We start from the raw sequence: 6,993 nt of genomic DNA, 5'->3' as shown, positions 1-6,993 counted from the left end.
GAGGTCGAGTTTGCGAACGAAGGTGCCGCCTCGATTCGGAGCGATCTTGACGAATCCTTCGGCGGCCAGTCGATTGATCGCCTCGCGCGCGGGGGTACGGCCGAAGCCGTAATTGCTCAGGAGCAATCTCTCGTCGATTCGACTCCCCGGTGCAAGTTCCAGGTCGATGATGAGTGATCGGATTCTCTCGACAACGCTGTCGGTCTGAGACGCAGACGAGGACTCGCCATCCGTCAGTTGATTCGTCATTTCGCTCCCCCGTCCGAGGATAGACATTGGGCTACTGGGTCAACCCACGAATATACGTTCTGCATACTTCCTGGTTACAAGGAGCGTAGCGCTTGATCGCGTAAACCCTTGTAACGACGAACACCGATCGCTACAGTAAATATACGTTACATATATAGATGGAGGTTGACGTGGACAGTTCGATCACTCGCATCGAAACCATCGTCGGTCGTACAGTCCGCCGGGACATCACTCGCCTGGTGAAGTTCGCCGAAGGAAACCTGCAACGCGCGGCCGAATCATTGGCCAACACCCCCACGCCGCACGTCGGAATCGTGTGCGGATTCTTCGTCCGTCACGCCGAACCGCCATCACCGGAGACGGACGGTCTCAATGGCATGGGTCAGCTCGCAGCAGGACTGATCGAAGCCGGAATCCCGGTCACAGTGATCACGGATGCACCATGCGCCAAGGCGGTGTGGGCCGTCGTAGAGGCCTTGCCGGCCAAGGTCGACCTCGAGATCGTGGCAGTCGATCCCGCCGCCGTCCGCGCCCTGCGGGGACGTCTGGAATCGGCAGAACACCCGCTGTCCCACATCGTCGCTATCGAGCGATGCTCACTGGGGTCCGATGGCAAACCGCACCGCGAGCACGGTTGGGACATCTCGCAGGACACCGCCCCACTCGACTATCTCTTCGAAGACGACGGTTGGACCGCTCCCTGGGTGAGCATCGGCATCGGTGACGGTGGGAACGAAATCGGAATGGGTGTTCTACCAAAAGATATCGTCGAAAACGACATCCCCAACGGCTCACTCGTAGCAGCACAAACCAGCGCCGATCATCTGATCGTCTCCGGCGTCGCGAACTGGGGCGCATACGGCCTGCTAGGGGCACTTGCCGTACTACGCACGGACCTTACAGCCAAACTGCTTGCGCATTTCAACGCCGCGAACGAGGAGAAATACCTGAGCGAGGCAGTGCACATCGGCCAAGCAATCGACGACAGCCGAACCGATCGGCTCGGCCAACTTCAGATGACCATCGATCGCCTGCCGCTCGATGATCACATCGCGATCATCGATGCCATCAACGACGTGATCTCCGCCTGACCGACCAAGGCAGAATAACCTTTTGAATCCCGGAGGCAATCCAGAGTGAAACCCGTAGAACCGCAACACCACATGGTGTGGGCAGACGACATCCGATTTCACGTCGTCGAAGCCGGCGAGGGCCCAACGATAGTGCTGGTCGCAGGGTACCCACAGAGTGTGTACGCATGGAGGCGAGTGATTCCCCTACTCGCCCAGAACTCTCACGTCATCGCACTCGATCTCCCAGGCCAGGGAGACTCCGACAAGCCATTAGGTGGCTACGACACCAAGACGACGAGCGCGCGGGTGCGAGCCCTGATGAGCGCGATGAATCAGGAACGCTACCTATTCGTCGGACACGACATCGGATCCTGGGTCGGTTACGCCTACGCCCACCACTTCGCCGACGACCTGCGTGGCCTCGTCCTGCTCGACGGAAATATCCCGGGAGTTACGCTGCAGCCGACTCTAACGCTCGGGCCGGACAATTGGCGCAACTGGCACTTCCTGTTCAACCCGATCGCGGACCTACCCGAGGCGTTGCTCGCCGGACGCGAGCGAATCCTGATCGAATGGTTCTTCAGTCGCAAGACAGCGAACTGGAGGGCGACGTTCAGCCGGGAGGACATCGACGAATACGAGCGTGTCTACCAAGCGCCGGGCGGCACCCGGGGAATGCTCGGGTACTACCGCGCGGTGCTCGAGGACATCGAGCAGAACTCATCGCTGATGACGACGAAGATAGCCGTGCCAGTCTTGGCGCTCGGTGGCGAAGTCGGCTCTGCACCCGATCTCTTCGAACGTATGAAACCACTCGGCACCGATGTGCGAGGCGGTCTCATACCGCGATCGGGCCACTACATCCCAGAAGAGGAACCCGAGGCACTCGTGCGCGAAATCTCCAGCTTTGCCTCCACCCTTCCACAATAGAAAGCCGAACCGACATACTATGAGCGCTTCCGCTGTCGACTCGACAGTCAAATCAGACCAGCCCAGTAGCAATATCCGCCCACTGGTGGTCCATCGGGGAGTGGCCTACCTCAGCGGTCAGCTTCCCAGGGAAGACGGCCGACTCGTCCACCGTGGAAAGGTAGGCGACGACATCGATCTGCCAACGGCTCAGGACGCGGCACGCCTGTGCGCCCAGTTGAGCCTCGACACGTTGCAACGCGAACTAGGTCCTGCCCACAAGCTCGCCCGCATCCTGAAGATCACAGGGTACGTCTCGTCCACACCGGAATTCACCGAACAAGGCAAGGTTCTCGATGCCGCATCGGACGTMTTCCTCAACGAGTTGGGCGATCGAGGAACCCACGCACGCAGCGCCATCGGTGTCGCGCAACTTCCTCATGGCGCATGCGTGGAAATCGAATTGATTGTGTCGGTGGAAACAGCATAGTCACCCGTGCCGAATGCCGGCCGTGACCTCGTCAGTCTGGACGACGTCACGGCCGGCACATCGAATGGGCTGTCACGTCAACTGGGCGACCCACCGTCTCACATCGTCCGCAGTCCGAGAAATCGCTCTGAGCGTGTCGCCGGAGTTCTCCACTCGGAATTGTCCGCACCATTGGTCCGGTAGCAGCTTGCCCGGAGTGGGGCGTGGGGCGTATCTGATCACATCGCCACCACGCGCCGCGCTCACGCTGCACCGACCGGAGTCTGCACCCTCGACACCACGGCGGTGTGCGCTCCACCTGGGCGGTTCCACCGATCACCGCACACCAGATGCGCTCGCGACCAACATTTCAGCCACGGCATGTCCCCGTCCGTCAACACGATCACCACATACGGCGTGGGACTCGCAGGGTGCTATCGGCGAACTCGAAGAGTTCCTGTCCCGCTGAGGCCACCACCGACCTACTCGGCAATCTTCAGACACACCGGGGACCGGCATCTGGAAGCGAGCAGACCGCACCCGGAGGGGGTAGACGCGTGCTCTGCTTGGCCGTGGCGCCCGCTCCCGGCCACCCGAACAAGTCCTGTGCAGGTGGCCGGGACGTGCTCACCCTGTGCGTTCTGTGAGGGCATACGTGCCGGCGACTCGCAGCAAATCGAGTCGTTGAGCGTCGACGCTGCCCGCATCAGCGCTGTAGGCGATGATCTTCAGATCTTCCCCAGGAACCAGGAGTACGTCGCAATCGACCGTGACGTTGCCGACTGAGGGGTGCTGGATCGTTTTGCGATCAGTGGCGTGCACTGCAGCTGTCCCCCCTGCCCACAGCGTGGCAAAGCGCGGACTTGCCTTTCTCAACTCTGCGATGAGGGAGGCCAGTTGTGTGTCGTCACTGTAGTTGGCCGATGCTAGGCGGAGGTCTGCTACAAGGGTCGCCTCCATTTCTTCCGATCCTCGCTCGGAGTGGACAGGCCATGGGGTCGCCCGCGTTTCGGCTTTGCCGTTGCCGAGGAAGGTGGCTCGAACGAGATTGCGTTCGGTTGTCGGCCTGTGGAGCGGGTCTCCGAGAAGCAGCGCCCAGAGGGCCGTCCAGTACAGGAGCGTCCAGTCGGCGGAGTAAATCGCGAGAGGAAGTTCCCCGAGCCGAGCGACAAGTCTCTGCACTCCGGGCGGCACGTGGGAGGAGATAGTTCTGCTGGCTGGAGGTAGAAGACCCGCGAGCCGGTAGAGGTGATCGTGCTCGGTTCGGTTGAGCTGAAGGCTCCGGGCAAGCGCGGCAACTACCTGCATTGATGGGTTACGCGCTCGTCCTTGCTCGAGTCGTACCACGTAGTCCACGGACACTCCGGCTAACGCAGCGAGATCCTCGCGCCGTAACCCATGCGAACGGCGTTGTCGACTGTCAGGAAGTCCCACATCGGCAGGCTGAAGCCGGTCTCGCCATGTGCGCAGGATCTGTCCGAGCGAGTTGTCGTTCGTGGTCACCGCTCCATTGTCTTCCTCTTCTTCCTCCCCGTCGTGGTACTGCGAGTCCTACCGCCGAGCAGGGCACTGGTTGTCATCTCGTTGCCGATCGACGATATATCTGTTCCCACTTCCACATCGCTCGAGCTCGCACTGTCACGAACTCGACATCTACTGCCCCACTCGGAGGAACGTCCATGGAGAACTCGACTCGGGATTACCCGTCGGCGCGGCCGAGCGGCCCACTGAACGGGAAGGTCGCGATAGTGACCGGAGCACCCCGCAGCATCCGGCGAGCAATCACACAGGCTCTGACCGACGACGGTGCATCCGTTGTCGTGCACTACAGGAGCCGCCGCGCGGAGGCCGAGGAAACCGTTGCGGCACTTCGATCCCGGGGCGCGCAGGCACTCGCAGTCCGAGCCGATCTCACCAAGAACTCAGAGGTTTCAGTACTYTTCACGGCGACAACGGCTCACTTCGGCGGTGTCGATATCGTCGTCGCGAACGCCGGCGTCACTGCACCCCTCACCTCCCTCGCCGAGGTCACGAACGAGCAGTTCGACCGGCTACTGGCGGTCAACACTCGCTCAGTCTTCTTGTGCTCCGGGAGGCGGCGAGAACAATCCGCGACGGCGGCCGGATCATCAATATCACCTCCAGCACGGTCAAGTTCACGCCAGCCGGGTTCTCCGCATACGCAACCACTAAAGCCGGCGCGAACGTGACAGTCGGCGTGCTCGCAAACGAACTCGGCAACCGAGGTATCACAGTCAACTCGATCATGGTCGGCCCGGTGGCTGCCGGATTCCTCGCCGCCGACTCCGAAGTGGTCGCGGGAGCGCCGCCAGGCATGATGGAATCGCTCGCCGCGGCCGCGCCCATGAGGCGACTCGGGCACCCCTCGGACATCGCGGGCATCGCGGCATTTCTCGCGACCCCCGCCGCCGGCTGGGTCAACGGCCAAATTCTCTTGGCCAACAATGGCGGATCGATCTGATGCCGATGCGCATTCATCACGATCTCGCTGCCATCATTCACGCATCCGCAACGGAGGTATGGGCACTGGCCGGCAACTTCGGCAACATGTCCTGGCATCCCACAGTGACCGTCTGCACCATCGTCGACGGTGTCGCGCAAACCCCCGGCGCTATCCGCGAGATTGACCTCCAAGATGGCTCACGCATTCTCGAGCGCCTTGGCGAACTCGATCACGAGGGTCGGAGTTTCACCTATTCCTTCGTCGGTGCTCCTCCGATTCCGGTGAGCGCCTCCCGCACCTCGGTCACCGTCACCGCGCTCCCGGCCAGACCGCACGCCCGCACACGCATTTCCTGGCACGGCGAAGTCGAAGTCGCCGATGACGCCGCGCGGGCAACAGTCGAGCACGTCAACTGCCAGATCGTCTGGCCCTCCACCGTTGATGCTCTCGCATCGACCCTCGGCGTCGAGTACTCACTCGACGTCCCCTCGCAAGGAAACACGAAAGGCAACGCCACGTCATGACCACCACCTCTAGCGGGATTCTCACCGGCAAGGCGACCCTCATCATCGGCGCCAGCCAGGGCATCGGCGCAGCCGCCGCCCGTCATTTCGCAGCCGAAGGAGCGCGCCTCGTGCTCGGGGCACGAAACCTCGAAGCCGCGACAGCTCTTCGTGACGAGTTGCGCGCACAGGGCCATCACGTCGAGTCCGTTTTCGTGGATGTCACTGAGGGTGACACGATCGAGGCTGCGGTCGCTCGTTGTGTGGAGACGTACGGCCGGCTCGATGCAGCGTTCAACAACGCCGGCTTCAATACGCTGGAAAACTTCCACGACTACAGCGATGAAGATTATGACCGCGTCCTGGCGGTCAACCTCAAAGGCACGTTCTTGTCGATGCAGCACGAGATCCGAGCGATGCTTGCTTCGGGAGGAGGTGCCATCGTCAACACGAGCAGCGTAGGTGGATTCGTTGGTAACTTCGGAATTGCGCCCTACATTGCGGCGAAGCACGGTGTTATCGGTTTGACCAAGGCGGCAGCTTTCGAGTACGGCGAGAGCGGGATCCGCATCAACGCCATCGCGCCGGGATCCACCGCCACCGAGATGTTGATCGGCGGGCTCGCGCAGACGCCCCCCGACATCGCCGCAAAGTTCAATACCGCCAGCCCGATGAATCGAATGGGTCGACCTGAGGAGATTCCTCCCGCGGCGGCCTGGCTGCTTTCCGATCAGGCCAGTTTTGTCACCGGCATCACGATGCCCGTCGATGGGGGGTACCTCGTTCCGTAGCTTTCACGTCTTGGGAGGAGGCCGCATCCACGAATGCGGCCTCCTCCCTGAGCGGTTACCCTCGCACGGTTATCCGGCGACCTGGCACTATTGGCGCCGTCCCGGCAGATCGCCGCTGGCAAACTCAGCAGGCCCGCTCCCTTGGGTCACCGTCCGGTGTGCATCTCGCAGGGCGGCGCACATCGCGCTGCTTACCTTGGTTGGCGACACATGGGCGGCATCGCGGAATCGGTTGTGAACAGGTTCAGGTGCTCGCCCGCAGATCCACCTGCAGCACCTGTTCGTCTCCCGGTGCAATAAGCCCCCGGAGAACGTGTTTGAGTATCTTCCCCGTTCCGGACTTGGGCAGTTCGCGAAAGTAGATTTGTTTGGGTGTCTTGAAGCCTGCGAGTTGGGTACGTGTGTAGGAGATGAGTTCCTCGGTGGACACGTCCGCGCCTGGCCGCAGCGCGACGACAGCCACCGGAACTTCGCCCCATTTCGGATCAGCGACGCCGATGACGGCCGCCTCGGCGACCGCGGGATGGGACGTAAG

9 protein-coding genes and 1 pseudogene are annotated in these 6,993 nt (G+C 61.8%); 7 read left to right on the top strand and 3 right to left on the bottom strand.

The genetic code is table 11. From position 1 onward, the window contains the following. Positions 1-276, bottom strand: a 276-nt coding sequence (locus AC1DWT_RS48740) for a GntR family transcriptional regulator (protein ID WP_477926013.1), incomplete at its 3' end; no start/stop codon positions are given. Between the two features lie 131 nt (positions 277-407). Here AC1DWT_RS48740 and AC1DWT_RS48735 point away from each other — a divergent pair. The 3 genes from AC1DWT_RS48735 to AC1DWT_RS48725 all read left to right on the top strand — a co-directional run bounded on the left by AC1DWT_RS48735 (position 408) and on the right by AC1DWT_RS48725 (position 2,721). Next, positions 408-1,340, top strand: a complete 933-nt coding sequence (locus tag AC1DWT_RS48735; RefSeq protein WP_095869945.1) for a glutamate cyclase domain-containing protein — start codon at positions 408-410, stop codon at positions 1,338-1,340. A gap of 72 nt (positions 1,341-1,412) precedes the next feature. Beyond that, the gene (locus tag AC1DWT_RS48730; RefSeq protein ID WP_179443376.1) at positions 1,413-2,252 is read left to right on the top strand and encodes an alpha/beta fold hydrolase; all 840 of its coding nucleotides are present in this window, start codon (positions 1,413-1,415) and stop codon (positions 2,250-2,252) included. Next, a complete protein-coding gene (locus AC1DWT_RS48725) occupies positions 2,146-2,721 on the top strand; it encodes a RidA family protein (protein WP_477926012.1) in 576 nt (191 codons plus the stop codon). The genes AC1DWT_RS48730 and AC1DWT_RS48725 overlap by 107 nt, the downstream gene beginning before the upstream one ends. Before the next feature lie 606 nt (positions 2,722-3,327). Here AC1DWT_RS48725 and AC1DWT_RS48720 read toward each other — a convergent pair. Beyond that, on the bottom strand, positions 3,328-4,203 hold the full coding sequence (locus tag AC1DWT_RS48720) for a helix-turn-helix domain-containing protein (protein WP_095869942.1): 876 nt from the start codon (positions 4,201-4,203) through the stop codon (positions 3,328-3,330). On the opposite strand from AC1DWT_RS48720, the pseudogene AC1DWT_RS48715 reads away from it, so the two are divergent. The 4 genes and pseudogenes from AC1DWT_RS48715 to AC1DWT_RS48700 form a co-directional block, all read left to right on the top strand. Then, positions 4,161-4,751, top strand: a pseudogene (locus AC1DWT_RS48715) (SDR family NAD(P)-dependent oxidoreductase); the annotation flags it as partial. The gene AC1DWT_RS48720 and the pseudogene AC1DWT_RS48715 overlap by 43 nt on opposite strands. Before the next feature lie 32 nt (positions 4,752-4,783). Then, complete coding sequence (locus AC1DWT_RS48710; RefSeq protein WP_095869940.1) at positions 4,784-5,182, top strand: SDR family oxidoreductase; 399 nt, start codon at positions 4,784-4,786, stop codon at positions 5,180-5,182. Next, positions 5,182-5,688: an SRPBCC family protein gene (locus AC1DWT_RS48705; protein ID WP_095869939.1), complete on the top strand. Its 507-nt coding sequence runs from the start codon at positions 5,182-5,184 to the stop codon at positions 5,686-5,688. The genes AC1DWT_RS48710 and AC1DWT_RS48705 overlap by 1 nt, the downstream gene beginning before the upstream one ends. Continuing rightward, on the top strand, positions 5,685-6,458 hold the full coding sequence (locus tag AC1DWT_RS48700) for an SDR family NAD(P)-dependent oxidoreductase (RefSeq protein WP_095869938.1): 774 nt from the start codon (positions 5,685-5,687) through the stop codon (positions 6,456-6,458). The genes AC1DWT_RS48705 and AC1DWT_RS48700 overlap by 4 nt, the downstream gene beginning before the upstream one ends. 244 nt (positions 6,459-6,702) lie before the next feature. On the opposite strand, the gene AC1DWT_RS48695 is transcribed toward AC1DWT_RS48700, so the two are convergent. Further along, positions 6,703-6,993, bottom strand: a 291-nt coding sequence (locus AC1DWT_RS48695) for an AMP-binding enzyme (protein ID WP_477926011.1), incomplete at its 5' end; no start/stop codon positions are given.

The sequence above is a fragment of the Rhodococcus sp. P4_B6 genome (assembly GCF_056402215.1).
The sequence above is the reverse complement of the archived record's forward strand: the minus strand, read 5'-3'. Positions and strand labels throughout refer to the sequence as shown.

Excerpts from the sequence above, each read along its gene's own strand:
- AC1DWT_RS48730 (WP_179443376.1), top strand. The coding sequence starts at position 1,413 with ATGGTGTGGGCAGACGACATCCGATTTCACGTCGTCGAAGCCGGCGAG.
- AC1DWT_RS48700 (WP_095869938.1), top strand. The coding sequence starts at position 5,685 with ATGACCACCACCTCTAGCGGGATTCTCACCGGCAAGGCGACCCTCATC.
- AC1DWT_RS48705 (WP_095869939.1), top strand. The coding sequence starts at position 5,182 with ATGCCGATGCGCATTCATCACGATCTCGCTGCCATCATTCACGCATCC.
- AC1DWT_RS48735 (WP_095869945.1), top strand. The coding sequence starts at position 408 with ATGGAGGTTGACGTGGACAGTTCGATCACTCGCATCGAAACCATCGTC.